Source organism: Novosphingobium sp. GW835-FHT14H07, from assembly GCF_058793515.1.
In genome coordinates, this window is record NZ_JBXAFX010000024.1 from 21,520 (window position 1) to 48,144 (window position 26,625).

19 protein-coding genes and 2 pseudogenes are annotated in these 26,625 nt (G+C 60.5%); 6 read left to right on the forward strand and 15 right to left on the reverse strand.

What is annotated here, in order from left to right; translation table 11 throughout:
- Positions 1-119 precede the first annotated feature (119 nt).
- Positions 120-2,462: a TonB-dependent receptor gene (locus AC1Q5P_RS17240; protein WP_492519604.1), complete on the reverse strand. Its 2,343-nt coding sequence runs from the start codon at positions 2,460-2,462 to the stop codon at positions 120-122.
- 174 nt (positions 2,463-2,636) lie between these two features.
- Here AC1Q5P_RS17240 and AC1Q5P_RS17245 point away from each other — a divergent pair, with 174 nt between their 5' ends.
- Positions 2,637-3,119 (forward strand): MarR family winged helix-turn-helix transcriptional regulator, encoded by a 483-nt coding sequence (locus tag AC1Q5P_RS17245; protein ID WP_169745737.1) that lies wholly within the window; start codon positions 2,637-2,639, stop codon positions 3,117-3,119.
- A 16-nt stretch (positions 3,120-3,135) separates the two neighbouring features.
- On the opposite strand, the gene AC1Q5P_RS17250 is transcribed toward AC1Q5P_RS17245, so the two are convergent.
- Complete coding sequence (locus AC1Q5P_RS17250) at positions 3,136-3,855, reverse strand: nuclear transport factor 2 family protein (RefSeq protein ID WP_039336472.1); 720 nt, start codon at positions 3,853-3,855, stop codon at positions 3,136-3,138.
- A gap of 160 nt (positions 3,856-4,015) precedes the next feature.
- Here AC1Q5P_RS17250 and AC1Q5P_RS17255 point away from each other — a divergent pair, with 160 nt between their 5' ends.
- On the forward strand, positions 4,016-4,879 hold the full coding sequence (locus AC1Q5P_RS17255) for a dienelactone hydrolase family protein (protein WP_039336470.1): 864 nt from the start codon (positions 4,016-4,018) through the stop codon (positions 4,877-4,879).
- A gap of 8 nt (positions 4,880-4,887) precedes the next feature.
- Here AC1Q5P_RS17255 and AC1Q5P_RS17260 read toward each other — a convergent pair whose 3' ends face one another.
- A complete protein-coding gene (locus AC1Q5P_RS17260) occupies positions 4,888-7,773 on the reverse strand; it encodes a CHAT domain-containing protein (protein ID WP_492519605.1) in 2,886 nt (961 codons plus the stop codon).
- Between the two features lie 644 nt (positions 7,774-8,417).
- Positions 8,418-9,509: an IS110 family RNA-guided transposase gene (locus tag AC1Q5P_RS17265; protein ID WP_124809297.1), complete on the reverse strand. Its 1,092-nt coding sequence runs from the start codon at positions 9,507-9,509 to the stop codon at positions 8,418-8,420.
- 130 nt (positions 9,510-9,639) lie between these two features.
- Here AC1Q5P_RS17265 and AC1Q5P_RS17270 point away from each other — a divergent pair, with 130 nt between their 5' ends.
- A complete protein-coding gene (locus AC1Q5P_RS17270) occupies positions 9,640-10,263 on the forward strand; it encodes a S24 family peptidase (protein WP_124809296.1) in 624 nt (207 codons plus the stop codon).
- 47 nt (positions 10,264-10,310) lie between these two features.
- On the opposite strand, the gene AC1Q5P_RS17275 is transcribed toward AC1Q5P_RS17270, so the two are convergent.
- The 3 genes from AC1Q5P_RS17275 to AC1Q5P_RS17285 all read right to left on the reverse strand — a co-directional run bounded on the left by AC1Q5P_RS17275 (position 10,311) and on the right by AC1Q5P_RS17285 (position 13,215).
- Positions 10,311-11,408: a HigA family addiction module antitoxin gene (locus AC1Q5P_RS17275; protein WP_164975688.1), complete on the reverse strand. Its 1,098-nt coding sequence runs from the start codon at positions 11,406-11,408 to the stop codon at positions 10,311-10,313.
- Positions 11,409-11,422: 14 nt separating this feature from the next.
- Positions 11,423-11,758, reverse strand: a complete 336-nt coding sequence (locus AC1Q5P_RS17280; RefSeq protein WP_124809294.1) for a killer suppression protein HigA — start codon at positions 11,756-11,758, stop codon at positions 11,423-11,425.
- Positions 11,759-11,910: 152 nt separating this feature from the next.
- Positions 11,911-13,215 (reverse strand): DUF6946 family protein, encoded by a 1,305-nt coding sequence (locus tag AC1Q5P_RS17285; protein ID WP_225011210.1) that lies wholly within the window; start codon positions 13,213-13,215, stop codon positions 11,911-11,913.
- Positions 13,216-13,462: 247 nt separating this feature from the next.
- On the opposite strand from AC1Q5P_RS17285, the gene AC1Q5P_RS17290 reads away from it, so the two are divergent.
- Positions 13,463-14,299, forward strand: coding sequence for a tetratricopeptide repeat protein (locus AC1Q5P_RS17290; protein WP_124809293.1), 837 nt, complete (start codon positions 13,463-13,465; stop codon positions 14,297-14,299).
- Between the two features lie 61 nt (positions 14,300-14,360).
- On the opposite strand, the pseudogene AC1Q5P_RS17295 reads toward AC1Q5P_RS17290, so the two are convergent.
- From AC1Q5P_RS17295 to AC1Q5P_RS17330, 8 genes and pseudogenes are all read right to left on the reverse strand, one after another.
- Positions 14,361-15,099, reverse strand: a pseudogene (locus tag AC1Q5P_RS17295) (IS701 family transposase); the annotation flags it as partial.
- A gap of 107 nt (positions 15,100-15,206) precedes the next feature.
- Positions 15,207-16,853, reverse strand: a complete 1,647-nt coding sequence (locus AC1Q5P_RS17300) for an IS1634 family transposase (protein ID WP_099234654.1) — start codon at positions 16,851-16,853, stop codon at positions 15,207-15,209.
- Positions 16,854-17,016: 163 nt separating this feature from the next.
- Positions 17,017-17,595: pseudogene (locus AC1Q5P_RS17305) on the reverse strand (IS701 family transposase); the annotation flags it as partial.
- 46 nt (positions 17,596-17,641) lie between these two features.
- On the reverse strand, positions 17,642-18,520 hold the full coding sequence (locus tag AC1Q5P_RS17310; RefSeq protein ID WP_081663831.1) for a helix-turn-helix domain-containing protein: 879 nt from the start codon (positions 18,518-18,520) through the stop codon (positions 17,642-17,644).
- A 61-nt stretch (positions 18,521-18,581) separates the two neighbouring features.
- Positions 18,582-19,790, reverse strand: coding sequence for a CaiB/BaiF CoA transferase family protein (locus tag AC1Q5P_RS17315; RefSeq protein ID WP_051170537.1), 1,209 nt, complete (start codon positions 19,788-19,790; stop codon positions 18,582-18,584).
- Positions 19,787-20,941 carry an iron-containing alcohol dehydrogenase gene (locus tag AC1Q5P_RS17320; RefSeq protein WP_029995528.1) on the reverse strand — a complete coding sequence of 385 codons (1,155 nt, stop codon included), beginning with the start codon at positions 20,939-20,941 and terminating at the stop codon, positions 19,787-19,789. The genes AC1Q5P_RS17315 and AC1Q5P_RS17320 overlap by 4 nt, the downstream gene beginning before the upstream one ends.
- 29 nt (positions 20,942-20,970) lie before the next feature.
- Positions 20,971-22,131, reverse strand: a complete 1,161-nt coding sequence (locus AC1Q5P_RS17325) for an acyl-CoA dehydrogenase family protein (protein WP_029995529.1) — start codon at positions 22,129-22,131, stop codon at positions 20,971-20,973.
- Between the two features lie 20 nt (positions 22,132-22,151).
- Positions 22,152-22,943: an IclR family transcriptional regulator gene (locus AC1Q5P_RS17330; RefSeq protein ID WP_029995530.1), complete on the reverse strand. Its 792-nt coding sequence runs from the start codon at positions 22,941-22,943 to the stop codon at positions 22,152-22,154.
- Positions 22,944-23,104: 161 nt separating this feature from the next.
- Between AC1Q5P_RS17330 and AC1Q5P_RS17335 the strand changes: the two genes are divergently transcribed.
- Positions 23,105-24,559 carry an NAD-dependent succinate-semialdehyde dehydrogenase gene (locus tag AC1Q5P_RS17335; RefSeq protein ID WP_029995531.1) on the forward strand — a complete coding sequence of 485 codons (1,455 nt, stop codon included), beginning with the start codon at positions 23,105-23,107 and terminating at the stop codon, positions 24,557-24,559.
- Positions 24,556-26,625 carry an FAD-dependent oxidoreductase gene (locus AC1Q5P_RS17340; protein WP_223806615.1) on the forward strand — a complete coding sequence of 690 codons (2,070 nt, stop codon included), beginning with the start codon at positions 24,556-24,558 and terminating at the stop codon, positions 26,623-26,625. The genes AC1Q5P_RS17335 and AC1Q5P_RS17340 overlap by 4 nt, the downstream gene beginning before the upstream one ends.

A 26,625-nucleotide genomic window follows, 5' to 3' on the forward strand; every position in this document is an offset into this window, starting at 1 on the left:
CACTAGCGGCCGGATTCGGCTCGCATGGAAAAGCTAACATTTGATATGGTTCACGCCAAGCTCAAAAGAATGGGGCGGCCATCGCTGACCGCCCCTTTCCCTAGCGCACTCTGAAATGATCAGAAGCGCTTCTGCACAGTGACTGCCCATTCACGCGGACGACCCACCTGGCTGTAGGCCGTACCGGTGAAGGCATAGACCGATGCGAAGCGGAACGGCGTGTAGTACTCGTTGAAGACGTTCTGCACTTCGAACGAGATCGACAGGTCCTCGGCCTCGTTCCGCCAGGTCAGGCGGGCGTTGCCGATGTCATAGGCGTTGAAGAACTCAATCGGCTGGCCAGCAGCGATGCGGCCGGCGCTGGTCTTGCCCGTGTGCGCAAAGTCAAAGCGCGGGGTGATCGAACCTGCACTGCCGAGATCGGCGCGATACTGGATGCCGAAGCTGTACTTCCAGTTCGGTGTCACGATCGGGTCGGTCAGCAGGATCGCGTTTCCAACGCGTGGATCGATATTCTTGTAGTTGCCGGTCAGGTGGCTGAGCGAGGCATCGATATCCAGACCCTCAATCGGCGAGGCCTGCATTTCGAGCTCGAAGCCCTTGATGCGGCCGTTACCCGCATTCTGGCGCGCACCGCACGGCGCGTTCGAGCCCAGCGACGCACAGGAGATCAGCGGCAGCTGGATATCGTTGTAGTCGTTGATGAACCCGGCGATGTTGATGCGCAGGCGGCGATCGAACAGATCGGTCTTGAGGCCTGCTTCATATGCGGTAACCGTTTCGGGATCGAAGCTGCCGTTGAGCGCCTGCGCGGCGTCAAACGGACGCGCGGTCACGCCGCCGCCCTTGAAGCCCGTTCCGACTGTCACGTAGGCGAGCACTTCCGGGCTGAAGCGATAGTCAGCCGAAAGGCGCCAGTCGACCTTGTCGCCCGAGTAGACGGCCTTCACGCCGTCGAGTGCGCCCAGGTAGATCGACTTGGTGACGCCGTCGAAGTTCTTGCGGACGAAGGTGTAGTCCTTGCTTTCCTTCGTGTAGCGCAGACCGCCAGTCAGCGTCAGGCCATCCATCGGGCGTGCAATCACCGTGCCGAACACGGCCTTGCTATCGGCGTTGACCGGGTCGTTGCCGAGGAACTGGAAGTTCAGGCCCGGCGCGATGTAGCGAATGTCCTGGCGGGTGAAGTAGACCGAGCGCTGGTCGGAATAGAACCCGCCGACGGTCAGGTCGATCATGTCACCAAGCTTGGCGTTGACGCGCAGTTCCTCGCTGAAGAACCAGAACTTCAGGTCGTTGTAGCCCTGACCCGCAATCGCAAGGTCGGGGGTGAAGTCGTCGTCGGTGCCCCACTTCTGGCGGTAGTTGCGGTAGGCGGTGATCGACTGAATGTTGATCGAATCGCTCAGGCCCAAGGTCATGTTGGCCGAGAAGCCATAGCCATCGAACTTCAGGCGGTTGGGCATCTCGTAGCCTTGGCTGACGAAGCCGCCCGGCGGGGCGTAGAAGTTCGCGTAAGTGCAGAAGCGGCCGCAGGCATAGGCGTTGGTGATGCGCGCCGGGTTGATCAGCGAGATCACTTCTGCCGCGTTGGTGCGCTCTTCATGCGTATAGTCGCCGATGATGACGAGGTCGAAATTATCGCCCGGATTATACCGCACCGATCCGCGAAGACCGGCGTAGCCCTTCTCGCCGAGCTTATCGATCACACAGTCCTGGCCCGATCCGGGGCGCGCGCTGATACCCTGCGGGTTGCCGGGATTGGCGCAGCCATAGTCGATCTGGTCGACGTAGCCATTCTGGCGCTTGTACACGCCCGAGATGCGGGCATATAGGTCCTGCGCGAGGATGAAGTTCGCGCTGCCACGGATGTCGACGCGGTTGCGGCTGCCGTAGACCGCCTCGACCATGCCTGAATTCTCGTCGGTCGGTTTCTTGGAGAACAGTTTGATCGCGCCGCCGATTGCGTTACGGCCGGTCAACGTGCCCTGGGGGCCGCGCAGGACTTCCACGCGCTCAAGGTCAAGCAGGTCGAAAATGCCGCCGGTCAGCGTGGCGTAATACACATCATCGACATACATGCCGACGCCCGGTTCGTAGGCGGGGTTGAAGTCGAACTGGCCGATGCCGCGGATCGAAGCGCCGAGCGACGAGCCATAGGCGCCGCCCATCGCATTCAGCGTGACGTTCGGGGCCTGTTGCGCGATCTGCGACAGGTCGGTCTGGTTGCGCGAGGCCAGCAAGGTCGCATCGACGGCAGTGATCGAAAGCGGCGTATCCTGCAGGCGCTGTTCGCGGAACTGCGCGGTCACGACGATCTCGCGCGCCGATTCCGGCGTGCTTTCCTCAGCCTGCGCCTGAGCATCCTGCGCCATGGCCGGCGCGGCAAGACCGAGCATGAGTGCGGCCAGGCTACCTGCGGCTAGCAGGCGCACATGTGACGTGGTACGATGGGCTTGAGCCATATCCCCTCTCCTGTATGGTCCTCTTCGGAACCGGTTGCTGTTTGTTAGTAAGACATACTAATTACCGCTTTGCAAGCCTAACATTTGCGCATGTTCAAGAGGGTGCAAAGTGATGCAGATCGAGCACACTTCAGCACTTGCCGATGGACGGGAACCCGGCAATAGATGCGCCTGATGGATACGCCACCGACCACGGCACAAGCAGACCAGAACATCGCCCTGATCGAGGGTGAGGTTGCGCTGCTGGTCGACCTGCTCAAGCTGGGCACCTTTATCGGCACGCCGATGCGCGAAGGGGTCGCCGATCCGCTTGGCCTTACCACCACCGACCTGCGCATTGTCCTGGCCCTGGGTGGCGAAGGCGAACTGGCCGGCCATGACCTGTCCGAAATCATGGGCGTCCCGCCCATGAACGTCAGCCGCGCGATCGCCGCGCTCATGCAGCGCGGCCTTGTGGAACCCGGGTCCAATCGCCGCAATCGCCGCCGCAAGCCGGTTCGGCTGACCACTGCGGGGCAAGAACTGTTCGCACAGACCATTCCAGCCTTGGCCCACGTCGGCGCAGACCTGTTCAAGGGCGTTCCGGCGCGTGACCGCGAAGCCTTCCGCCGCGTCGCCGCAGCCGTACTCGCTCGCATCGGCCGCTGGGGCGGTTAACCCGCCCCGACGCCCCTTACGGCCACTTTTTTTGCATCCTGGTGAAATCCCCCACGGCAAAGGCCTTGGCCAGCACCGGATGGGCAAAGCTCATCGCCACTTCCTGCCGATGCGGCCAGGTCTGGCGTACGTCGGTATCGGGTAGCAGGCGGTCCGGCCCGATCGGGTTCTCGGGGAAGCACACCGCGGCAGGCTGCAGGTGCGCCACGGTCTTTGACCAGCCAGTCTCGTAATCGGCCTGCCACTGCATCATGTAGTCGAGGCGCTTGATCTTCCAGACGCCGTCTTCCTTGACGTAGTCGTTTTCGTAGATCCCGCTTTCCCAGAACTGCTGCGGCATGCCCTCGGGCTTGTCCCCCAGGATGTCATCGTGCCAGCCGCCTGCAAGAATGCCCCGGAACCGTCCCTTGGCGCTCTGACCGTCGTCAGAAATCGTGATCACGTCCTGCAGCTGGAAGTGGTCGAGCAGCAGCCCATGGACCGGGCCGCGCCGCCCTCCGGTGAACAGGTTCTGGAACCACGTTCCATAAAGCCGCATCACCCCTTCGTAGCCGACGTATTCGCCCGACAGGAACACGACCGCGCCGTCCTTCGCGAACAACCCGGCCACTTCTTCCGGCCGGTTGTAGTCGATGTAGTAGCCGTAGGCCCACTGCAGGCGACGGATCGCGTTGAGATCCTCAAGCTCGGTCACGCGCGCTTCGAGCGCGGCAAGGCGGGCATTCACATCGGTCATGTCTCGACTCTCCCCAGAGTTCTTCGGCAGGGTTAATATTGTAAGCAACACTAACAAATGTCGCCGTGATTGCGAGAGGGAAAAATGAAACCGATTCAAACCTTGCGCGCGAACTGCGCTGCGCTAGGTTTCTCGACTGACGGGAGCTGGAGAACCTGCGATGTGTGATGAGATCACCGAAGCCGAAAACGCTGCATTCTTCCTCAACCGGCGCGAGTTTGCAGGCCTCGGCGCAGGCGCTGCCGCGCTCGCCACGATCCCGGGCTGCGTCACCGCCGCAGAAGCGCCGACCTCCAGCCGCATGGTGACGATCGACACGCCCGACGGCAAGGCTGATGCCTTCTTTGTCTACCCCACCCGCGGCAAGCACCCTGCCGTGATCATGTGGCCCGACATCGCGGGCCTGCGCGATGCCTACAAGACCATGGGCACCCGCCTTGCCGCTGCCGGTTATGCGGTGCTGGTCGTCAACCAGTATTACCGCTCCAGCCCCGCCCCGATCCTCGAGTCACTGATGGCGTGGCGCTCTGACGCCGGGCAGAAGAAGCTTAAGCCCATGATCGCGGCAATCACGCCTTCGGGCACCACCTCGGATGCCGCTGCATTCGTGTCATGGCTCGACATGCAGAAGGAAGTGAACGCCAGGAAGCGCATCGGCTCCGCCGGCTATTGCATGGGCGGCCCCTTCACGGTGCGGACGGCCTTTGCCAACCCCGCTCGCGTCGGCGCGGCTGCCTCGTTCCACGGCGGCGGTCTCGTCGGGCCGGAGGCCGACAGCCCGGTCAACCTGATCGGCAAGACCCGCGCCGCCTATCTCTTTGCCATCGCCCAGAACGATGACGAGCGCGCACCCAAGGAGAAGACGCAGCTTCGCGCAGCAGCCGATGCCGCCAGCCGCCCTGCCGAGATCGAAGTCTACCCTGCCCAGCACGGCTGGTGCACCCTAGACGCCCCGATCTATGACCGTACTCAGGCAGAACGGGCCTGGGGCAGGATGCTCGACCTGTTCAAGGCAAACCTCTGAACCTCCGCCTATTCAAACACGACGAACGGAGCCCAGACGTGCGGATTGGCCGCATCCGGCAGGTCCGGATCGGCCATGGCGCGCAACATGGCCGTACGTAGCGCCTGCGCCGGCTTTCGCCCCTTCGCCGCCTCCTTGAGCACTGTTGCGGCCAGTACCGCCGCCGCATCGTCGCGTACGGGCCAATGCGAAAGCATCAGCGTTCGTGCCCCCGCGTAGCGGAATGCCTGTGCGAGGCCGGAATAGGCCGGGGCTGCCTCACCGTCGCCGGCAGCAGTGTTGCAGGCGGAAAGGATCACCCAGTCGGCATCGAGCCGTAGCGCGCCAATCTCTGACGCGGTCAGCACGCCATCGCTGCTTGATCCTCGCTCCGGTCGGGCCAGCACGAGCGCGGGCTCGGTAACGCCTTCCATTTCCCCGGCGACCAATGCATGCGTGGCAAACAACAGGACGCCGTACTGGTCCAGCCTGGTCTTGGCCAGTTGCTCTTCGCTTGCCTGGTCACCGGTAAGGACGGTTGCCTTGCCAACGCTGCGCGAGACGGCTTCAACTTCGGCCGAGCGCAAGGCGGGCAGCGAGGCGAGCGACTGCGCATCCGCCTGCCCCCCGCGAAAGACAGCACTTGCCAGGAGCGGCCCCTTCCTTGCCGCTTGCGCATCCGCCATGCTGGTGCCGAACGGTGTTGGCGCGCCCAGCGCCAGCATGGCCGAAGCAGCCAGCGCGCGCCGCGGCTGTGCTGTCCGCGCCTGCAATGACGCACCAGCCGACAAGGCATAGCGCATGACGAGGAACGGAGCCTTGCGACCGATCCTGTCGACCGGACGCTCCAGCAAGGTTGCGAACGGGATGGCTGCGGCATCACCACCAGCGACTATCCGCAAGGCCCCTGTCCTGCGCAAATCAGGTGCTATGCCTGCGAAGATCGCGCGATAGAGTTCGTGCGAGCTTGCCGCATCGAAGCTCCGCTGGTCGAGCGCGCGACGCAACCGTGCCGCGCTCGACGCAAAGCTCGCGCGGCTAGGTTGCATCCGCTGCACCACGGCCCGGTCTGGCGAGACCAGCAGGACGAAGGCCGACGTCAACGCCGGAACGACCGCCAGGACAGCCTCGTCCTTTGCCAGCGTGCTCCTGATATCGGCCAGGGGGACGCCTTGGCGAGCGGTAAGCGCCGCCCAGGCAGGATAGCTGCTGGCGATACCGGCACGCTCCTGCTCCAGCGTGGCAAGCGCCACATCGCGAGCCGTACGGGCCGATTGCACGTCGCCGCCATTTCCCAGCAGCAGCAGATAGACCGAATTGGCACGACGGTAGGCCATCTCGGCATCCTGAAGAGTGCGTATGCGCGCTGCCAGCCCGGGGTCTGAAGTCCCCGCCCGGGCCGCGGCAAGCCGTGTCGCCCGCGCAACCTTCGATCCTACGAGCACCTGCGATGCATCGGCCGCCAGTTGAACATCACCATTACGCAGTGCCAGCCGCATTGCCAGTTCCAGCGACAGGCGGTCTGCCAGCACGAGCTCGCCATCCGCACTCGCATCGAGCCGGTCGGTCACCGCGCGAACAAGCGCATAGCCCGGACTTCCGCCGCATTCGGCCGCCGCAATGCCAAGCAAGGCGCCGATAGCGCATGATTGAGCCTTGCCCAGCACGGGCGCTCTTGGGCTGGAGGCGACCGCAAGATGTGCTGTCGCGGCGGCAACCGCACCAGCTTCGTCGCCACTGTCGAGACGCGCCAGCGCTACCGATGGCAGAAGGGTTTCGGCCGTCCCTGCCGCCCTGGTCTTTTCCCAGATCGCGTAGGCCGCATCCAGCGATTGACGCGCATCGGCCACCTTGCCCTGCCCCAATTGGGCATGCCCGAGAAACGTCAAGGTGCGAAGGCGGTCCGTAGGCGCCGCAAGCGCGCCAAGCTTGTCCTGCGTCGACGTTGCCCCCGACAGGACGCTCACGGCCTCGTCATAGCGCCCGAGATCGGCCAGCAGCCCTCCCAGCGAGGTCAGGCCGGCAGCAAAGTTGACATCGCCGGTGCCAGTGGTGGCGACGCGGATATCGAGCGCATGCCGCGCCACCTCCACCGCCTCACTCCGCTTGCCTCCACCTGCCAGCACCAGCGCCAGCGTCTCGACGGCGCGGACATGCCCCAGGTCGGTCTGCGGCACATGTTGCTTGACCTGCTCGGCTGCAAGCCGCGCCATAGCTTCGGCCTCTTCGAGCCGCCCTGCCCGCGACAGGCGCAACGCCAGATTGTACCGTGCGCTGATCGTCGCCGGATGGAACTCGCCCACGGCGCGCACCCGGGCAGCCAGGCTCGCTTCCTGCGCCTTGACCGAGGCATCGTACTGCCCGAGCTGCATGTAGGCGATTGCCAGTGTGTAGCCGATGTTGGATTCGCTCATGTCGAGCGCCGCAGACGACGGCCCCTTGCCGCGCCGCTGCGCCAGATAGCCAGCCCCTTCGCCAAGCCGATCGGCCGCCTGCTGGAACAAGGCCCGGCGGATCGCCACGTCACCGGCAAGGGCAATAGACTGCACGTAAGCATCGGGCGCAAGATCGCGATAGGGCAGGATCACCTCGCGCGCACGCTCGGCATCGGCCAGGGACTTTTCGATCTCTCCTGCCTCGCGCGCATAGCTGGAACGCGCAACAAGAGCACGGGCCAGATAGGGTGCCGTATCCGGCCCCATCGGCAAACCCTCCGCCGCAGCAATGACGGCTTCGGCCGCTTTCAGGCTGGCATCGAAATTGGCCTGGTTGGGATTGGCGTTTTCCCGGTTGATTGCCGCAGACAGGGCCTTGTCGAGCGCGGCGAGCGGTGCGCGGGATTTTGCTGCGGCATGGCTTGGTACTTGTGCGAGACAGGCAAGGCCCGAGACGGCGGCCAGCGCAGCCCTGCGCATCCGAGAAGCCCGCATCTGTGCCCACCCCGTTTCGAAATCCATCCTGCCTTGCTGGATAAGCGAGACGCACGGGACTGTCGATCATCGACAATCAATCGAAGTGAAGAGACATTTCCCTGCGCCGCAAAAGCTAACCGGACCAAGCCGGAATGCCGCACAGCGCCTGTCCAGACGAATACGCAATTCTCAAAAAGGGAGCTGAACCTGATGGCGGGTGACCGCCCGATCAAGAAATGGTGCCAGAAGAGGACCCGCATCGAATAATTTTTTCTGTGTTATAACAGCAACATAGACGATGTGGTTTTTGCGAAGGCCCGCACAAAAGCCCGCATTTCGGTGTGGTTTAGAGGTTCGAGTCTTTTGCTAGGACTCGAATCTTCAAAAAATGGCGGATTTCCGCCATTTTTGCACCGTGAACAAAAGCAGAAAATCTAGCCTTGTAGGGACCGAAAGGCCCGCAGAAAACCGTTCATGAAGCGTTCCAACTTGGCCCGCGTACTCTCAGGCGATCTCGTCCAACACGCGATTGGAATGGATAGTCTGGCGGCTGTGATCGGCAGGCCTGGCCCAATTACCTACGCCGGGGTGAGAGCCCCAGAAAACGATGCGGGGTCCAGGCCTGCCCCTCCGTCAGGAGGAACTTGTCATGTGCGAGCCGGGTCAAAGGAGGATCCAGACTTCCACATGTGAAGCATGACGACCGCCAGCTTTCGAGCCACAGCAACCCTGGCTTTCGACAAGCCTACTTTCTTCCTCAGTGTCAGCCCCCATGCCTGCAGTGCGCTTTCCGTCTTTGTCGAGCACAGCAAGACGGTGGCAGCCGAAACCAGGTGAGTCCGCGTGAGCTTGCTACCGAACCTGCTGATCCGGCCGACCCGGGCGAGAACGCCCGACTGATGGATTGTTGGGGTCAATCCGAAATAGGGGCCAACATCGCGGGTTCGCTGAAAGCGCGACGGATCGCCGATGGCGCTGTAAAAGGACAAGGCGGTGATTGGACCGACGCCAGGGACGGTCATGAGGTTTGAACAAACCGGATGAGCAAGAGCTGCCGCACGGAGCCGCTTGTCCATTCCTGCAATATGCGAACGAAGGTTTTCCGCAATCGAAATGAGCGGCCGGACGTCGGCATCGACATCGAGCCCGTCCGCCCGCAGAATTTCCAGCTGATCTTCGATGCCGCTCGCGAGCCTGCCAACCCCGCTGCTCGTCTTCAGCTTTCCTCCGTGCAAACGGACGATGGACTGAACCAGGGCGTCGATCTTCATGCGCTGCTGAATGAGGTTCTTGCGGACATTGAGGAGGCTGCGCAAGTTCTGACAGTCGAGTGGCTTTACGAAGACCTCTGCCCCGATGGTGCGTCCGACGCGGCCGAGCTCCGCAAGCCCTCTCGCATCGTTGGAGTCAGTCTTCTGCCGCCGGATAGCGAGGAACTTGGAGGCACGACGAACCTCAGCGACATAGACGGGAAAGCCCTGAGCCTGGAGTTCACGCACCATGTGAGTGCCTACGCCCGCTTCGATGGTGATGCGCTGCACCGCTTCGACACCAAATGGGCGCAGGATATCCTTTATCTGGCCAGCATGCGTTTCTCGTTTTCCTTCGAACAGGATTTCACCGAATTCGTCGATGAGGCACACTGCTGTTTCCGCAACTCCGGTATCCAAACCAACCCAGTACCTCCGACCTGCCAACACTATCCTCCATGAAAACATAGCATTTTGGCGCGGCGTCATTTAATCTCGCGGCAGGAGCCCTGCAAACTTCCGACGTCCGCAAACCAATGTGAGGGTAGCAATCGGAAATGGATTCGCCGAATGGGATTGCTCCTTCGAATTACGAAACATGTTCTAGGAAATCGTAGGAATGGCCAAGCTCGATCCTCGCCGCGCGCTCGACGAGCTAATCAAGGAACGGGGCGAATCTTATTCGTCAGTCTCGCGCCTGCTGAGCCGGAATGCGGCCTACATCCAACAGTTCATCAAGCGGGGTAGCCCGGCGCATCTCGACGACAGCGACATCGCGCAGCTGTCGGTTCATTTTGGCGTCCCCGCCGCTGTCTTTGGCGGAGACGAGGTTCCGGAAAGCGCGGGGCTATCGACGATTGCGATCCCGGTTCTTGGCGCCACCGATGCTGACGATAGCCTTGGGCGTGTCCGTCTGGTCGACGAGGCATGGCTGCGCAGTCTCAGTCACAAGCCGACGGGAGTTTCGATCGTCAGAATCGAAGGCGACGCGATGTATCCGACATTGCGGGATGGCGATGAGGTGCTGATTCAGCGCTATCTCGCCAACGAAAATCCTCGCGACGGACTCTACGTCATCCGAGCCGATACCGGATTGCTGGTACGAAGGATCGCGCTCGAACCGGCGCGAAACCGCATCGCCGTACTGACTGACAATCCAAACTATCCCAACTGGGATGGACTAATCAGAAACGCGATACAGATCGTAGGGCGCGTCATCTGGATCGGCATGCAGCTAGCGTGAATCCGCCGGCTCGAGCGTTGCCCCGTCAGAGCGAGGCGCACGACCGCTCAATCCTCGGCGCCGGTTGACCACTTGAGGCGGATCTTCAGGCCATTCAAATGGGTCCAAGGCAAGATGCCGCTGTGTTGAAGCATGCCGACGACAATGCCTGGCGCGATACCCTGGCTGTCAGCAAAGTCGAGAACCGCCCGTTCGCTGCGCGGTTCGGTTGCGACGAACTGTCTCCACGCGGAAGTCGGAACGAGAGTGTTGCAGGCCCATGCATCGGCCTCCTTTTCCTCGTCGGTGCCATCGCGCGACTTGTCATCGACGAAAACGTTCTTCTTGCTGTGGAGCAGAATGTGCGCGGCTTCGTGAAAGAAGCTGAACCACAAATGGTCGTCTGATTTATGGCGTGCACTGAGCTGGATCACGGGCTTACGAGGCGAAATCCACCATGCGGCGCCACTAAGCGCGGTCTTTGCAAGCGGCGGCACTAAAGCGACTGCGACACCGGCCTCGTTGCAGAGCGCGCGCACAAGGGGAACGGCTCGCTCGACGGGTTCACGCGTGAGGGCACGGATCTGCTTCAACGCCAGCTTGAACTGCGTTTCGCTATAATCTGCACACTCCTGCTGCTCCGCATCGAGTTCGCCGAGACGCAGCCAGGTCGCGAGCGCAACTTCATTGCTTTTGAACGACGGTGAGTGCCGATAGGCAACCTTCGCCAAGCCGTACTGGCTATTCCAAGCGTCGAGCGATCCTACGCCGAAGAACGCAAGCAGCTTCGAGACCGCGTCGACGGGATTGACGGGCTTTGGGAAGCAGCGGCGCTTTACCAAGTCATTGATGGGGAATGTCTTCGACCAGGCGATAGCGTCCTTTGCCCGTGCTGCGTCAGCCTCACGGGCTCGATGGAGCTGGTAACCGGACTCGATCGAGAGCCACAGATCGGCGTCAACTCCGAGAACCTTCTCGAACTGGATTGCAGTTTCCGGTTCAAGTGGTGCCTTGCCGGCAATAATCTCGCTGATGAGCTTGGCCGAGCGCCCGCATCGCCGAGCGAACTCAGCTTGTGACATGCCATGGACTTCCAGGCGTTCTTCGAGGATCCAGCCGGGTGGAACGGCATAGTCCGGTCGGAACTGATTGGCTGCGGTCGCCATCGTTGCATTCTCCATCAGTGATAATCGACCACTTCGATGATCGTTATCGCTGTCACCTTGGTTAGATCGATTCCCCCGTCTTCGTTGCGAGGGATTGGATCATGGTTCACTTCAAAAATCAGTCGCTTGGGATGAACCAAGTCGACTGCAAACTGCTCGTCCCGGTGCTCGGTCAGCTGATGCCTTCGTTCGGGAGGCGTAACCGGCACCAGACTCAGGTCGCGCGAAGCACGAAGCACCGTCATGCGCTTCATGATCGCCTTGGCCATGGGTGTCCCATAGGCTTTGAGCAATTCTGCCTGCGCATTGAAGGTCTTCTCGAGCTTGCGCTTTCGAAAATCGATATCCAAGAGAATGGCTCATTTTCGTTACCTAATAGGTAACGCCTTAACGGAGGCTTGCTGATTGCGCAAGGGAGGGTGCGGTCGAGCTATTGCTGACTTGGCGTCGACCCGAGACAGGCGACCTTGCCTCCATGATTACGTCTGTTCGCTTTTCCATCTTAAGGCGTGAATAGGCCTGCCGGCTCCGCATAGCTTTTGATCGTCCGTTCGGGCCGCTCATGCCAGCCGATGTTGAACGCCCAATAGGTCGGAAAGAAATACAGCGTCGAATAAGGCAGATTCTCGTGAATCCATCGCGCCAGGATCCGCCAATCACCTGGCTCCTGATTGTTCGCCCAGAAACTGGGAACGACTACGCAGGCCATCGCCCCCAAGCAGCCTCCGGCGTCAAGGCGATCCCAAATGTGTCCGGCGTAGTTGCTCTCGTTGGACGCGCAGGTGTAGCCAGCCTTCTTCTTGCGCTGCATTTCGTTGCAGAAGCCGTTCACCTCGCACGAGCGGTAAGCCGAGCGGATCGCGATCCGCCCCCACTGATCCTGCAGTGGCTCGAGCAGGTCCTCGCACAGCCGCTTGCCCGCCTTAATGGCTAGGTCCGGGTCATCGGGCGCGTTGTTGAGCCCGTGGACCATGGCCACTTCCGAATAGAGCATGTCACGCATGAAGAAGGATTTCGACAGCTGTACCCGGCCCAATTCCGTGAGCGCAGGAACGGTTCGTGCCGTCCCGAGCCGCTTGATCGCCCCTCCGTTTGGCTCCGCTACCCATCCGATCCGCAGCGCAACGCCGTCGCAGACCTTTGCCGGAGTGATTGCGCCGACTGGCGCATCTGGAAAACCCATGGCCTCGGCAAAGGCCCGGTAGTCGTCAAACCAAGAGCGTTTCGGGCAAAAGCTCTGAACGATCATCGCTGCATCGCGCGCGCAATAGCGTTGGGCTTCGATGACTGCGGAGGCCGTGCGGTGAATGAGTTGGTATCGAATTTTCCCGACCGTCGCCGGATCGAGATCGAGATTTCGGCATAGCCGCTCCAGGCGTGCCGGGCGTGCGGTCGCATCCCCTTTTGCTTCTGAAAGCCACTCCTGGACTGTCGGGCCGAAAGTCTCGTCCACTTTCGCCTCGACGGCCAGAACACCAAGGTGCCTATTAAGACGAAGGATCGCCATGAGGTCGGTCTGACTCGGTCGCTGACCATCACCAAGGTCGACCGGGCGCTCAAAAAACGCATCGACCAATGTAGCTCCCTTGAACGCGGGGTCATGATTGAGAGCCGATTTCACTGAAGGCGGAAGCCCGTTCACAGAAAACCAGAGATCAGCCACCGATTTGGCAGAACGACCTGGCTGCCAATGCGTTGGAGATCCGAGGTGATGGATCACGTCTTCGGGTCGCAATACCGGGACATGCAGGCGGCGGATGGTCGATTCACTTTGCATGGCGCCGAGCTCCTTTTCTTCCAGCATCATGTCAACAGCAGGCAATAGGCTCACGGCCATACGACGAGCTCGCCTTGAGATGTTAAGAGATCCAAAAGGCCAGCGTGCCACATAGAAAGTCGCACGATGTCGGAAGTGAAGATATCCTCGGCGCGCAGGACCGCGAGCGTAAAATAGGGCAATGACACGATCTCACCACACGGACCTAGCGGAACGCTATTTTCTTGAGGACCTCCCCGGCGCCACTCAACTGGGCGCCCGGTTAAACGGGATTCTCTTGAGGATCGATGCAGGCGAGCAGGTGGCCACGCTACAGCGGCAGTTTCTCGCCACGACCGGCCTGCATGCACTCGTCACCTTGACGGACGGTAAGGCAACCCTGGGAGAGTTTCAGGCCGCGGCCGAGCAGGAGCAAGCCGCGCGCATTGAAGAGGCTTCGGTCAAGGCCGTGAAGGATGCGGCAGAATTGGCGGAACGCGCTGATGCCAGAGCCGCTGCGGTCAAGGCAACCTTCGCCGCCATGGCTAATGACCCCGCCCTCCGTCGAAATCGAGAGGCCAAGGAACTGCGGCAACGCTTCGGCGTGGGATATATCGAAAGCGAAGATTATCGGCGCGTGATGGCGCTACTCAGGCAGGTCGCCACCGGGCAACGCCTCACTGTCGAGGACCTCGCATGGCTCAAGACCGAGGCCGATTACTGCTGGACCGACGAACTGCAGAGAGCCTGGCATGCGTTGGAAGCCGAAGCCCTGACCAAAGCATGGGAAAGCAGCGGTGATCCCTGGAATGCCGTGAATGCGAGCGGGCATTGGCGTAAGGCTGGTGAACCGGAGCGAGCTTTGCGTCTGACCGACGCGGCCTTGGCAAAGGTCGGATCAAATCCCAAACTTAGGTCGGCCTTGGCGACAACGCGTGGCGGAGCAATGCGTGACCTGCGCCGCCTCGACGAGGCGAAGGCACTGGCAAGCGAAGCGCATCAACTGACCTCAAGCGACTATAGACCATGCACTTTGTTGGGCGCTGTCCACATCGAGCTTGGGGACCTCCCTGCGGGGCACGAATGGTATGCAAAGGCCGAGACCCTAGCACTACTTTGGCAGAAGTTTGGTTGACCTTGCGTTCAAGAGGCATCCGCAGCGAGGACATTGGGGCGGTGGAGAGCGTGACAGGTGGTCAAGAATGGCTTGGCGCACTGCTGGCAGTGTGGGTTGCGGCGGCGGGCCAAGGACTCTTTTTTTTCCGTCCCGCCTGAGCGATCCGGCGGCTTTGGAGGTAGGCATAGGCCATCATGGTCATTAAAGCGTGGCGGTGGAGTCCGGTCCAGGACCGGCCCTCGAAGTGATCCAGGCCGAGCTCTTCCTTGAGTTGCTGATGAGCTTGCTCGCATATCCAGCGCGCTTTGATTGCGCCGGCCAGGTCCTTGACCGGGGTGCCGGCGGGCAGGTTCGAGAGATAGCATTTGCGTTCGCCGTTCGAGCGATGCTCGCCCACCAGCCAGGCTTCCTCCCCCGGCATGTGCTGGGCTCCGGCGGAGCCGATCCGCTGGGGAGCTCCGTCGGCGATGCGCACACGCACGGCGGCAAAGCGTGCGGCTAGGCGTCCCTTCGTTCCCTTGCGCCAACTAACCTGACGCCACTTCGCGGCTTCGAGCATGGTGTGTGCGGCCCGGGATTTGACGTCCGGCACGTGCCGCACCCGGGGCCGCCCGCGACCAGCGACCGGAAAGATCAGTTGCACGTCGGCCGGGTAGATCTTCTGGTGCCGGGGGGATGCCGACGGCCCAGCACAGGCCGCGCTCGCTCAGTGCCTGCCGGAACGGAGCGGACAACCCATAACCGGCATCGGCCAGCACGCAGCCGAAGCGCACCCCGGCCGCGATAACGCGATCGATCTCCTCGATCGCGATCTCTGGCCCAACTTGAACAGTGCTTTTGGAAAAGGCATTTTTGTTCAATGACATGCACGCACCGGCGCGAGTGTTACCACTACATTTTTGGGTTTGGTTGAGCTTGCAGAGGCTTAGGTTCGCGGCGGCAGTTCGCTGATATTGGCCGGCAGCGCGATGCCGGTTGCCTTGAAGACATTCCCCACCTGGCCCGAAACGTGGGTGCGGGTGGTAATGACCTTGCCGTCCTTTTCGATGGTGGCTTCCTGAAGGCGATCGAGATCGTTGAGGAGCGGCTGCCATTCGGGCTGCAGGCCCTTTTCCTGACACAAGCGGGTCAGTTCCTTGGCCAGCGTCAGAGCGAGGAACGAGACAAACACATGGCCGCGGATAGCGGCATCGGACTGATGGAAGATGGGACGGGTATCGAAGCTCGCCTTGGCGACGCGGAACAGGGCCTCGACCTGAAGCAAATCACGGTAGCGGATGACGGCCTGTAGCGGAGTGATCCTGGCATTGGTGCGCAGCACGCTGATGCCGTCGTAGCGCGCCTCGTCGGCAAGCTTGCCCATGTCGATCTCGAAGGTCTTGCCGCTGGCCTTGAGATAGCGGCGATAGGCCGAGTTGCCGACCAGGGCCTTGTCGCCCTTCTTCAACTGGGTCTGGAGGCCATCGATGATCGCTTGCCGGTCGGCCTTGTCCTTCCTTGCCTCAGCTTCGTTGAGCGTGACGACGTAGCGCTGGGCATCTGCGCCTTTGCCAACGCGCACTTCCTTGACCCACAGCTGGGTGTCTCCTGCCTGTCGCTCGAGGACCAGGGGTACCATCGGAGCAGTGTCGGCAAGCACGACATCGCGGATGACGTTGCTGGTGCGCTCTCGCGCACCCAGGATGTATTCCATCCCCAGCTCTTCAAGGGCGGCGATCGTACCGGCACTGATCATGCCGCGGTCGGCCACGACGCACGAGCGGGTTATCCCAAAGCGGGTACGCAGGCGCGTGACGATGGGCATGAGCACCTTCACGTCGGCCGTGTTGCCCGGGACCATCTCGGTGCAGATCGGACGCCCCTCGGCGTCGATCACCACGGCCAGGATCATCTGGGCAAGCTCGGGCCGGTGGTCCTTGGAATGACCACGCCGACCCAGCGTGTCGCCGCCTGCACCGTAGAACGAGAGCGACGTCGTATCCATGAACACCAGGCTGAGATCAGTGAACAGGTCCCGCCGGCGATCGAACAGCTTCTCCTCGATCACGTCCTTCACACAGCGAGGTGCCAATGCGCCTTCTGCCTTCTCCTCGATCTCCTCGCCGAGCCAGGCCATGGCGCGATAGAAGTGATGGAGGGCAAGATCCTCGCTGCCGTCGATGGCGTAGCTCTCCATCCAGTCCAGGCAGGCTCGGTCCGAGCCTGAGACGAACAGGCGGTGCAGTGTAGCGACAAATACGGCGCGCTCCACGGCAAAGCCGAACTGGCGCCCTTCCAGCACCTCTTCCAATACAGCATCGATGCCAAGCCGCTGCCACAGGCGCCCGAACAGCAACGGGCCTCCGATCCTGCGGGCTACGATCCGGCCTGCATCGATATCGGACAGAATGATGCTGCGCTCTGCGTGACGTGCGATCGAGGCGGCCAGTCTGTCGAGTTCGCCACTTGCGGCCAGCGCATCCTTGCGGCCCAGAGCCTTGATCGTGCGCTGGCGGACAGTTTTGCCCTCGCGCACGCTCTCGACCAGGTAAAGATAGCGGTGGCCGCGCGCGACTCGTTCGACGACATACATGGCCAGGTTGTTACTGCCTGTACTCGTAAAGATAAACCAAACGGCCAGTTACAGGCAAAATGTTGTTAGCACATCCGGTTTTGCCCCCAAACCCACGCCTAGCAAAATCAAATACTTACCAGCTCGCGTTCCCTGCGTGTTCCGCCGGCACTGTTCAACTTGGGTCTGGCTTCGTGCGATATTCCTGCAAGGAAGCAGGCACGCCGGCCTTGTCCATCCGCCCAACATCGCTCGTCCAGCTTTCCGGTAGGAACAAACGCAAGCTCAGCATGAGTGGAACTTCGCCGGAGGCCAACGTCACTGACACCAGCGTCTGGCAGTTCGCGTTCTTGCCCAGCGCCGTGGCGTATTGGGGTGCGACACCCACTGACGCCTTGCCCTTCTTCGGCAGGGCGGTGTCGTCGATGATCAGCCAAGCGTCGTCACCGCCAACCAGTTCGTCCGCCTGGCTCCACAAGGTCGCTTCCAGCGGGGCGCTGTCCCACAGGCCGGCACCGATGAAATGATGCAGCCGGTCATAAGCGACCGCGTCCGACCGGGCCGCCATGGGCTGAATGCTCTTGCGATCACCCGGCCCAATCAGGCCGGCGATATAGGCCGGACACATCCGACGTCCTGTCTTGTTCCCCAGCCCCTCCAAATACGGGCCAAGCCACCGCTCCAAGCCACCGCTCCAAGTCTGCCTGCCAGTTCTCGCCCATCGCCAGCCTCCGTCAAAGCTGGCTCTCCATGAATCACGCATTCGACGTCAGGGGAATCCCCAAAATCACATTTCTGCCAAAGTAGTGCTAGGCAGATCGGCGATATTCCGCTGGTGTAATGCCTAACACCTTTCTGAATGTTCTGTTCATATGGCTTTGATCGGAGAAACCGCAATCAGCCGCAATCGCTTTCAAAGGCAGATCCCGTTTGAGAAGCAATGCCTTTGCTTTCTTAATTTTTCGTTGAATTACGAATGCATGTGGTGTCACGCCGAATTCGAGCTTGAACCTTCGGGAAAAATGAAACGGGCTTAATCCCGCGATCGATGCCAAATCCTCGAGATGAATTCGATCGCCTAGCGATTCCTCGATGTACTCTGAAACCACCTTCCGCAAATTTGATCCTAAAGTACCAATATGAGTTTCCTTTATTGCAATATCAGCATAGTTTCTGATCAGGTGGACTGCAAGTTGCGTTCGTAATGCATCAATGAAGAGGCACTCGCCTACTCCAAAACCACTGTATTCCTGTTCAAGCATATTTAGACAGAATTGGATCATATTATCCGTCGTACAAACACGGTCTGCAATATCGATGCTCGCGAGGTCCCGGTCAAATATTTGGGCAGCGGTTTCGCTGATCGCACTATGGCCAAGATAGATATGCCTGACGTTGATCGCATCGTCCCATTGCCACGTCGATTGTTCACCCCGTGTGAGCAGGGAAATGGAGCCCGGCCGAAGTTTCTCGGTTTGCCAAGGGCCATTGCAACGACGGCGCATGCTGGTATCGGCGTCTTGATAGACCACGATCATATAATCCCGCATCGGCGGAATCTCGACTTCGAGGCCAGCGTAACGATAACCCATTAATGTTAATCCGCGCCAGCCTTGTGCAGTGCTGTCGATCGTTTTGCGTCCAGGAATCCATTTCGTGATATCTTCTGGCGGAATTAGATCATTCATGGCTCACCCCCCAACCCAGAGCGCATGGTGATTGGAAAAATCTCAGTCGAGATCGGCCATTTCAAACCTGGCCAGTTTCGTTCTCTCCTGCACCAAACACTATGGCTTGCTCTTCCATCTGTGCAATTTGAGCTTCGCTGTACCCAGATTCAAGCAGAATGCACCGGCTGTCCTGCCCGAAGCTTGGCGGTGCACTGCGGATAGACCCGGGCGTCCGGCCGAACAGTGCCGGAATTCCCGTGCCGCTGTAATTGCCCATCTTCACCACCATGTTTCGGTGAATGGTATGGGGATGCGCCAGCGCCTCGCTCACGTTGCGCACAACGCCTGTCGGCACGCCGGCATTCAGCAGCATATGTTCGAGAGTTTCGGCCTCAAGCTCGGCAAGGCATTGCGTCAGCAACTCGCCAAGTTCCCTGCGATGCGCGATTCTTGCGGCATTATCGACGAAGCGGGCGTCCACGGCAATATCCGGGCGTTTCAAAACTGCACAAAGTTTGGCGAACTGGCCATTGTTGCCAACGGCAAGATAGATCTTTCCGGTGCGCGTCTCAAACATGTCATAAGGCACGATGTTCGGATGTCCGTTGCCCGTTGCTACCGGAATTTTGCCTGACATCAGGGCGTTGGCGGCCTGAGGATGCAGCATGCTGATCGCACAGTCGTAGAGCGGAACCTCGATTTTCTGGCCAAGCCCCGATCTGCCGCGCTCGATCAATGCGGCAAGGATTGCATTGCAGGCAATAAGGCCGGTCCCGATATCAACCACCGGAGTGCCCATACGGACCGGCCCGTTTCCGGGGTCGCCGTTGATGCTCATCAATCCGGTCATTGCTTGGACCACCGCGTCATAACCCGGATGTCCGCCCAGGGGACCGTCAGCGCCGAAGCCCGTCACATGACAAAGGACAAGCTTCGGGAACAGCGCTTGAAGCACTTGATCGTAGCCCAGCCCCCATTTTTCCAAAGTCCCGCTCTTGAAGTTGTGGACCAGCACATCCGCGCTCTCCAGCAGCTTGAGCACGACCGTGCGTCCTTCGGGCTTGCCAACGTCGATGCCGATCGATCGCTTGTTGCGATTTGCGCCCGAAAAATAGGCGCTGAGACCATCCTTGAATGGAGGGCCCCATCCTCGCGTCTCGTCTCCTTGAGGTGGTTCGATCTTGATGATGTCGGCGCCGTAGTCGGCGAGAACTTGCGTGCAGTATGGTCCGCCGAGAACACGGCTGAGGTCAACGACACGGATTCCTGTGAGGGGACCCGAGGTCATAGCACGTTTTCGTATAGTGACACGACATCATCATAAGACATGTCGCAAGGATTGTTGGCTATCAGGCGAGTAAGTCCCGTGGTGACTTCGCGCGCCATCGCCGGAACGGCATCGGCAGAAATGCCCAGCTGCGATAGCCGCGTTTCCAGACCGCTCGCTGCGAACATTTCCTCCATTGCCGAAATGAGACTATTGGCAGCCTCCGCGTTGCTTGCAAAGGTCCGATTCGGCAAGAATACCTTGGCAAGATGCGCGTATTCAGCTTCTGCGACTACCAGATTGAAGCGCATCACTGGTGCAGCAACCAGAGCATTGCCATGTCCATGCGGCACGTGAAAATGGCTTCCCAGCGGGTACGATAGTGCATGGATCGAACCCACGCTGGCGTTGATGAATGCCATGCCTGCAAGGGTTGCGCCCAGCAACATTGCTTCGCGTGCGGCTAGATCCGATGGGGTGTCGAGGACGCGCGGCAAGTTTTGCCCCAGGAGCGAAAGGGCCTTGTCTGCCAGACCGTCGGAAATCAAATTCTTGCGAGTCCTGCTCGTCGAAGCCTCGATGGCGTGGACCATGGCATCGAGTGCGGTCGCTGCCGTGATCTTGCGAGGCATGCCGAGTGTAAGCGCTGCGTCCAGCAGCGCAATGTCTGGAAGCAGTTGCGGCGCGTAAACAGCCAGCTTTTCCTGTTTGGCACTGGTCAAGACGGAAACCGACGTCACTTCCGAGCCAGTGCCGGCGGTTGTGGGAATCTGGATGAGTGGAAGCCTTTGGCCGATTGCTTTGCCGACACCAATCATGCCGTCGATAGTCTGGCCGCTCGCCGCTGCCAGCGCGACCACCTTGGCCGTATCGAGGGAGCTTCCTCCACCTAGGCCGATAATTGCGTCGGCTCCGAACGATTTGGCGAATCCAACAGCTTCCGAGACGATTGCCATGGGCGGATCTGCTGCTACGCGGTCAAAAATCTCGACCGCGATGCCTGCCGCACCGAGGCTGGACATGGCCTGTTCGGAAAATCCACAAGCCACAATGCCAGGATCGGTGACGAGCAGGACTCGGCTGCCTCCCAGCTCGCAGACGAGGTCACCGACTTGGGACAGCGATCCCGCTTTGCAAATAATGCGCGGACAAGACAGGAAGTTGAGGTCCATAAGTTTCTCCGGTGAGGAAGTTGCTCCGATCAGAAGGCGGCTTCCTTGATCATGTTTCGGGCGATTATCAGTTGTTGAATTTGGGTGGTGCCTTCGTAGATACGGAACAGGCGCACATCGCGGTAGAACCGCTCCACCGGGTATTCAGACATATAGCCCGCGCCGCCATGAATCTGGACTGCGCGATCCGCGACCCGGCCGACCATCTCGCTGGCGAACATCTTGCAGCACGCCGCGTCGGTTGACACGTCCTGGCCCGCGTCGCGCCGACGAGCGGTTTCCTCGATCATGCATCGTGCGGCAAAAGCCTCGGCCTTGCTGTCAGCCAGCATGGCCTGAATAAGCTGCTTTTCGGCTAGGGGTTCACCGAACTGCTTACGCTCCAGGGCGTAAGCGAGGCTTTCCTTGATCAGCCGCTCGGCGGCCCCGACGCATATAGCTGATATGTGTAAGCGGCCGCGATCAAGGACCTTCATCGCTGTCCGAAACCCTTTGTTTTCGAATTCAGGCCCGCCGATGATCGACGATTCATGCACACGCACATCCTGGAAGATCACATCGCAGGTCTGCGATCCCTTCTGTCCCATCTTGCGATCGCGTGCACCGAACGAGATACCAGGGGTAGTCCCGTCCACGAGGAAGGCGGTGACCCCGGAGGAACCTTTGGTTCCCGGCTTGGTACGGGCGAACACCGTAAATAACCCTGCCAGCGGAGCGTTGGTAATATAGCGCTTGGTGCCATTTATCACAAAGTGCTCGCTGTCCCGCTTCGCGGATGTGGAAAGTGAGCCAGCGTCGGAGCCAGCATCGGGCTCTGTCAGGGCAAAGGATGAAATCAATTCGCCCGTGGCTAGGCGAGGCAGGTAGTGCTCCCTTTGCTCAGGCGTGCCGTCAATGATGATACCCTGCGATCCAATGCCGTTGTTCGTGCCGAACAGAGATCGGAATGCGGGAGATGCTTGACCAAGAATAAATGCCGCCTTTACCTCTTCGGACATGGTCAGGCCGAGGCCACCAAACGCCTCGGGTATCGACATGCCGAAAAGACCCATGTTCCGGATTTCCTCGGCAAGAGCCTGGGGAATTGCATCATTCTCGGCCACCTCGGTTTCGCACGGAATGAGCCGCTCGCGAACAAAGCGATCCAGCGTGTCCAGGAACTGTGAAAGAGTTTCGTTGTCCATTGACATGAAATGGGCTTCCTAAAGGCTCAGGGCGAAATGGCGCTGACGTTGCGGACAAGTTCAATCAGCCGGGCAGCAATGTCGGTTTCGATCCAGTCGCGAGTCAGATGAGATGCCGCCCCGCCGCAATTGAAGGCCAGAACGGGCGCACCGTTTGCAGGGATGAAGGGCACGGCAACGGAGTTCACATCCGCCTTCCATTCGCCGATCGAGAGGCAGTATCCGTGTTTGGCGTAGGTCTCGAGAGCATCATTTATCCCTCTCTCGATTGCCGGCCATGCCTGACCCTCGTGGTGGCGGATGTCCTCGATAATTTCAGATCTGCGCTCTTCGGATATCCCCGCCAGAAAGGCGCGGCCCACGGCCGTGGTCGCCAGTTTGATATGGGCTCCCACGTCGATCGCGAGCGTGATCGGGTTCGAGCCGCGGCAACGCTCCAAGTATATCATCGTCAGGCGATCCCTGCCTGCCAGCGCAACAGGCATGCCCGAATAGTCTGCAAGTTCCTGCATGTACGGCTTGGCCAGATCTATGACCGGCAATCCGGCAAGGCATGAGAATCCCAGCGAAAGTACCGGCGGGGCGAGGCGGTATCGGGCTGTTTCCGGGTCGAAGCTGAGGTAGCCAAGGCGGTGCAGCGTATAAGTCAATCTCGATATGGTCGATTTGCTCAAGCCGGTCCGAGCGGCAAAATCGCCGTTGCCCAGCGCCTCACCCTCCCTGCGGAAAGCGCGCAAGACCTCGAGTCCACGCGCCAGGGCAACCACGAAATCGCGGTCCGTACCTTCCTGTTTTGAAAGCTCCTTGCGCGGTCGCACCGCAATACTCCTCTCACCCCGGCCGTTGCCGACTTGAAATGTCTCTACACTGGTAGTAAGAGGTTTGTCAATATTGCGGAATATATTTCCGCAGAGCGGAATAAAATCGGGTTTGTCCAGTTCCGCGTGGTTGCCAAAACTCGACGGTGAAGAGGATTGTTATGACTCAACATGACTATGCAGACATCGCACTGTTCATCGCAGGCACGTGGATCGGCCCGGAAGAGCGCGAAACCCAGCCCGTCATCAACCCGGCGACCGCCCAGCAGATCGGGCTTATCGCGAAAGCGACGCCCGATGATCTCGAGGCTTCGGTGAGATCGGCCCGCGTGGCATTCGAAGGGTGGCGGCAGCTTTCGCCGCTTGATCGCAGCGCCATACTGCGCAGGTTTGCCAATCTGCTTCGTGAGAACGAACAGGCAATTGCAGCCGCCATTACCCTCGACGAGGGAAAGCCATTGGCCGAAGCGATTGTTGAAGTGCGTTCTTCGGCCGATCATATCGATTGGCACGCCGAAGAAGGGCGTCGCATCTACGGTCGCATAATCCCATCGCGATCCCCTGCTGTACAGCAGCAGGTTCTGCGGGAACCGGTGGGCGTCTGCCTGGCAATCACGCCATGGAACTTCCCTTTGAGCCAGGCAGTGCGAAAGGTTGCCGCAGCATTGGCCTGCGGTTGCACAATGATCCTGAAAGGCCCTGCGGAAGCCCCGTCTGCGTGTATGGCCATCGCCCGCTATCTGCAGGAAGCGGGATTGCCTGATGGATGCCTCAATCTCGTCTGGGGCAATGCCGCAATGATTTCAGAAACATTGGTGGCCCATCCCGATGTTCGCAAGATCACCTTCACCGGATCGGTCGAAGTCGGCAAGAGCCTTGCCGAACTCGCTGGTCGTCACATGAAGCGCGCCACGATGGAACTTGGCGGTCATGCGCCTGTCCTGATTTTCGATGATGCAGACGCCGAGGCGACCGCAAGGGTGCTGGCCGGCAACAAGCTGCGCAACGCAGGACAGGTCTGCATATCGCCGACCAGGTTCTTTGTGCAGGCGAGCGTTCACAAACGCTTTGTCGCAGCTCTGGTTGATGCCTTTGCGACGGTCAAAGTGGGTGACGGCCTTGAGCCCGATATCCAGATGGGGCCAGTGTGTCACGCCCGGCGGATTGCCGAAATGGAACGCCTGGTCGACGACGCGCGCGCCGGTGGAGCCGCCATCCTTGCCGGCGGCACACGACAGGGGAATGCGGGCTATTTCTTCGCACCGACTATCGTCGATACTGCGGACGATCGTATCGCGCTGATGCGGGATGAACCTTTTGGCCCCATCGCCGTGGTTTCGCGCTTTGACGACATGAGCGATGCCATCGATCGGGCAAACGCATTGCCGTTCGGCCTGGCGTCCTATGTCTTCACCAACTCGCTTGAACGCGCGGACCGCGCTGCGGCATGCCTGCAGGCCGGCATGGTCAGCATCAATCATTTTGGACTGGCCTTGCCCGAAACCCCGTTCGGAGGGGTCCGTGACAGTGGATATGGCACCGAAGGCGGCAGCGAGACTTTCGATGGCTACCTCAACACGAAATTCGTTTCGCGTTTCGCAGGAGTTTGTGCGTGAGCGATGGGCAACTGGTGCGGATCGAGTGGCGAAATCGTGTTGCGCTTCTGACCATCGACAATCCTCCGCTCAACCTCCTGAAGGCTGCGGTACGTGCCGCCCTGCTTGCGGCGATACGCACGGCCGCCGCCAGCGATCCCGAGCGAATTGTCATAACCGGGGCAGGCAAGGCGTTCGTGGCCGGGGCCGATGCCCGGGAATTTGGCGATGCTCCGATAGAGCCGCATTTGAACGACGTGCTGCGGGAGATCGCGCAACTCTCCGTGCCGACCATCGCTGCGATCAATGGGAGCGCGCTTGGCGGAGGCCTCGAGATTGCGCTGGCCTGCCGGTGCAGGGTTGCCGCACCTTCGGCCCGGCTGGGCCTGCCCGAAGTGACGCTCGGGGTAGTGCCGGGCGCTGGTGGAACGCAGCGTCTGCCCCGTATTGTGGGCATCCCCCACGCGCTCGACATGATTGTGCACGGAAGGCTGCTGTCGGCACGGGAGGCGCATGATATCGGACTTGTCGATAGTGTTGCATCCGATCCCGTCGCCGCCGCTCTCGGCATGGACCGGAATCAACTCGATACCATGCTGGTCGCCGACCGGCGTCCCGCGCCAGCGGCACATCCAGATGCGGTGTCGGCCATTGCCAGGGATGCTGCCCGCCGCGCCCGAGGGCAGAAGGCCCCCGAGCGCGCGCTGGAACTGGTGGCCGGGAGTACCGACTGGGACCTTGATGTCGGGATGAATCGCGAGCGGGAGGCCTTCCTCGAACTTCGCGGATCCGATCAGGCCAAGGCATTGCGCCACATCTTCTTCGCCGAGCGCGCCGCTTCAACCCGGTCATGTTACCCAAGACCAGACCGTCCGATCGAACGGGCGATTGTCGTAGGCGGGGGGAATATGGGCGCGAGCATAGCCTACGCCCTTGCCCGAGCCTCAATCACGGTGACCTTGGTCGAGATGGATGCCCAGCGGGCAGCAGATGCCCGGCGGCGATTCTCGGGGCTGGTCGAACAAGGCACAAAGAAGGGGGTCCTGACCGAGAAAGAGGCTAACAGTATCAGCAGTTTGACGAACGTGGTGGTGGGGCTCGAAAATCTCGGGGCGGCTGACATCGCCATCGAAGCCGTGTTCGAGAATTTCGCTGTCAAAAAGGCTATCTTTGCAGCCCTTGGTGACAATCTGCCGCCTTCGACAATTCTCGCAACGAATACCTCGTACCTGGATGTCGATCTTCTGGCGGAAAGTGTTCCCGAGCCCGCGCGCTTCCTGGGATTGCACTTCTTCAGTCCTGCGCACGTGATGAAACTGCTCGAGATCGTGCGTGGTGGCAGAACGGCTCCGGAAACTCTTGGCGTGGGCATCGCGCTCGCCAGGATGCTAGGCAAAGTGCCGGTCGTGGCCGGTGTGTGCGATGGCTTCATCGGAAACCGGATACTGACCCGATATCGCCAAACGGCGGACATCCTTCTTGCCGAGGGCGCAACACCGTCGAGCATCGATGCGGCAATGCGGGGATTCGGCATGGCCATGGGCCCCTATGAAGCCCAGGACATGTCGGGTCTCGATATTGCATATGCCAATCGCCAGCGACAACGCCTGGACGGCCGCGCCGACGCAAGAATGCTTCCCATACTCGAGTGCCTGGTCGAAGAGCATGGTAGACTTGGCCGTAAATCGATGGCTGGCTGGTATGATTACGATGACGCGGGTCGGCTCCGGCCGTCCGCCTTGGTCGAAGACCTCATCGTGGCGATCTCGGCGAAAGAAGGCTTTGCCCGTCGGACTTTGAGTGAGGCGCAGATTGTCGATCGAATTATCACGTCCATGATCGTCGAAGCCTGCCTTATTCTTGAAGAAGGAATCGCCGCCTCGACACAGGACATCGATCTGGTCTTGGTTCATGGCTACGGATTCCCTCGCTGGCGAGGGGGACTGATGTATCACGCGGACACATTGACTCCGGCTTGCGTGGTTGCAAGGATCACCGAGTTTTCGTCCGCCGACCCTCTGGGCTGGAGAGTCCCTTCACTGATCACGAACCTGGTTCGCGACGCCAGGTCGTTCGCGGATGCCTGA

Bases quoted from the DNA above. Each gene is read 5' to 3' on its own strand.
- AC1Q5P_RS17325 (WP_029995529.1), bottom strand. From the start codon at position 22,131: ATGTCAATGGACAACGAAACTCTTTCACAGTTCCTGGACACGCTGGAT.
- AC1Q5P_RS17250 (WP_039336472.1), bottom strand. From the start codon at position 3,855: ATGACCGATGTGAATGCCCGCCTTGCCGCGCTCGAAGCGCGCGTGACC.
- AC1Q5P_RS17300 (WP_099234654.1), bottom strand. From the start codon at position 16,853: ATGTATGTCGTCGAACGAGTCGCGCGCGGCCACCGCTATCTTTACCTG.
- AC1Q5P_RS17245 (WP_169745737.1), top strand. From the start codon at position 2,637: ATGGATACGCCACCGACCACGGCACAAGCAGACCAGAACATCGCCCTG.
- AC1Q5P_RS17255 (WP_039336470.1), top strand. From the start codon at position 4,016: ATGTGTGATGAGATCACCGAAGCCGAAAACGCTGCATTCTTCCTCAAC.
- AC1Q5P_RS17260 (WP_492519605.1), bottom strand. From the start codon at position 7,773: ATGCGCAGGGCTGCGCTGGCCGCCGTCTCGGGCCTTGCCTGTCTCGCA.
- AC1Q5P_RS17275 (WP_164975688.1), bottom strand. From the start codon at position 11,408: ATGGCGACCGCAGCCAATCAGTTCCGACCGGACTATGCCGTTCCACCC.
- AC1Q5P_RS17310 (WP_081663831.1), bottom strand. From the start codon at position 18,520: ATGAATGATCTAATTCCGCCAGAAGATATCACGAAATGGATTCCTGGA.
- AC1Q5P_RS17270 (WP_124809296.1), top strand. From the start codon at position 9,640: ATGGCCAAGCTCGATCCTCGCCGCGCGCTCGACGAGCTAATCAAGGAA.
- AC1Q5P_RS17320 (WP_029995528.1), bottom strand. From the start codon at position 20,941: ATGGACCTCAACTTCCTGTCTTGTCCGCGCATTATTTGCAAAGCGGGA.
- AC1Q5P_RS17285 (WP_225011210.1), bottom strand. From the start codon at position 13,215: ATGATGCTGGAAGAAAAGGAGCTCGGCGCCATGCAAAGTGAATCGACC.
- AC1Q5P_RS17240 (WP_492519604.1), bottom strand. From the start codon at position 2,462: ATGGCTCAAGCCCATCGTACCACGTCACATGTGCGCCTGCTAGCCGCA.
- AC1Q5P_RS17265 (WP_124809297.1), bottom strand. From the start codon at position 9,509: ATGACGCCGCGCCAAAATGCTATGTTTTCATGGAGGATAGTGTTGGCA.
- AC1Q5P_RS17315 (WP_051170537.1), bottom strand. From the start codon at position 19,790: ATGACCTCGGGTCCCCTCACAGGAATCCGTGTCGTTGACCTCAGCCGT.
- AC1Q5P_RS17335 (WP_029995531.1), top strand. From the start codon at position 23,105: ATGACTCAACATGACTATGCAGACATCGCACTGTTCATCGCAGGCACG.